This window comes from Streptomyces sp. NPDC057543, assembly GCF_042801895.1.
GTDB lineage: Bacteria > Actinomycetota > Actinomycetes > Streptomycetales > Streptomycetaceae > Streptomyces.
Window position 1 is genome coordinate 1 of record NZ_JBHVFF010000543.1, and the last position, 2228, is coordinate 2228.

General features: G+C 70.4%; 1 protein-coding gene. It reads left to right on the plus strand.

The window, feature by feature from the left end; genetic code table 11:
* On the plus strand, positions 1 to 2055 hold a 2055-nt coding region (locus ACFU8Q_RS41095; RefSeq protein WP_384465218.1), incomplete at its 5' end, for a hypothetical protein.
* Between the last annotated feature and the right edge of the window lie 173 nt (positions 2056 to 2228).

Genomic DNA, 2228 nt, shown 5'->3' on the forward strand with positions numbered 1-2228 from the left:
AGCGGGCCGGTGTGGGACTGGGCTGCCGGTCACGGACCCGTGACCGGCGCCTTGTCCGCCACCACCGGATGCCTCGCCGTCGCCACCACCGGAGCAGCCACCGGCATGCCCCCGGGCTGGGCCCTCGCCGTCGGCGCCGCCGGGGCGATCGGCCACACCGTTTCCAGCCTGCGTGAACGTCTCTCTGCCCGCACCATCGGCATGCGGTCCGCTTCGTGGCTGGTCGGCGCCGGGTGGACGACGTGGGCCATGACCACCGGCCCGCTCACCTGGGCCGCGCTCGGATCGCTCGCCACGATCGGCGCCGGCATCGGCGCCGCCGCCCGCTCCACCCTCCTGCACGAGGAGGCCCGCGAACTGGAGGCCATCGCCGCCGATGAGCGCCAGGTCGCCCGCGAACTCGGCGCGGAGCGGCGGGCGATCGCCGCCGAGTGGATCGACCGGGTGCAGCGGGTCTGCGGTCTCACACTGCGGGTCCTCGCGGTGGAGATCTGGCCCACCGGCACCGGCTTCACCATCGACGCTGAACTCCCCTCCGGTGGCACCACCTACGACCGGATCGCTCAGCACTCCGCTTCCCTCTCCGCTGACGCCCGGTTGCCGCACGGCTGCACCGCCGTCGCCTCCCAGGGCATTAACCAGGGCCGCGTCCTGATCGACGTAACCACCGTCAACGTCCTCTCTGAGGAACGCGATTACCCCACCAACTACACGCCTCTGTCGATTCACACCGGCATCCCGTGGGGCTACCGCACCAACGCCAAGGAGATCTGCGTCTACCTGCGCGAACAGTGCGCCCTGGTCGTCGGCCCCACCGGGTCCGGCAAGACCAACATGGTCCACGTCATCCTGGCCGGATTCGCCCGCACCACCGACGTGCTCACCTGGGTGATCGACCTCAACGCCGGATCGGCCGGCCTCCCCTGGGTCCGCCCCGCCCTCGACGCCAACGGGGCCCCGGTCGACGGGGTCCGGCCGGGCATCGACTGGCTCGCCTCAACGTACGAGGAAGCCGCCCTGATGCTCGACGCGGCCCTGACGATCGGGCTGCACCGCAAGGTCGCCTACCAGGACCTCATGGCACAAGCGAACACCGACAAGCTGCCGATCAGCGCGAAGATTCCCCAGATCATGCTGGTGATCGACGAGGGTGCGGAGATCCTGACCAGCACCGACCGGCGCATGAAGGAACTCGCGAAGAAGATCCTCGAAGTGATCCGGATGCTGCGCGCCATGGGCATCCGCACCGTGCTCACCGCGCTCGGGGCCACCGGCTCCGTCCTCGGCAACCTGATGATCCGCCGCGAAGCCAAAGCCCGCGTCTGCCTGACCGGCGGGGAGGTGGAGGGCATGGACCTGAGCAAGGTCTTCCCCGGAGCCCGCGGGCTCCGCGTGGACCAAGCCCCGCACGTAGGCGCCGGGTTCATGGGCACCCCGGAATCCGCGGCGGCCCTGTTCAAGAACTGGCGGATCCTGCCCGACCAGATCCGCGACATCGTCGTCGCCACCTCCGACACGCACCCACACCTGGACAGCATCTCCAGCAAGGCCGCCGGAGACGCCTACGCGAACCGGTGGGATCCGGAGCGCACCGCGTGGATGCGGGACACCACCCCGACCCCGGACACCGGCGCCCCGGCGCAGACGGCCGACAGTACCGGCGGGCTGAACCTGTCCGCGCTCCGCAACGAGCAGGCCGCACCGGTGACGGATGAGGACGAGGCCGTGCGTGCGTTCATGGAGCAGATCGACGCGCGGTTCGCGACTGCCCCCGAGCCCGGGAGTACGCCGGAGCCCCCGGCGGCATCGCCGGGTCTGAACCTGTCCGCGCTTCGCAGCGGCGACGATGAGGGCGGCCCGGCGTGGCTGGCTGACGCGGTCGCCGCGATCAAGGCAGCGGGAGCGGTGGGCATGAAGCCGTCCGCCGTCGCCGATCTCGTCCGCCGTAGCCGCCAGGCCGTGCGGGCCGCACTGAAAGCGGCGGCCGAGCGGGGCGAGCTGGTCTACCGGGACAACGGACCGCACTCCGTCTACGTCCACCCCGACCACGCCTGAACGACTCACAGAGCGCTACTGGCTACTGGTTACTGGCAACTTGCCACTAGCCAGTAGAACGCCCTCCTACTGGCAACCAGAGGCCCCAACAGGGCCTTCTCCGCTTGCCAGTAACCAGTAGCCACTAACCACTACGACCACGCACCGTCACAACGCGGCGGGCGGCGCCCACC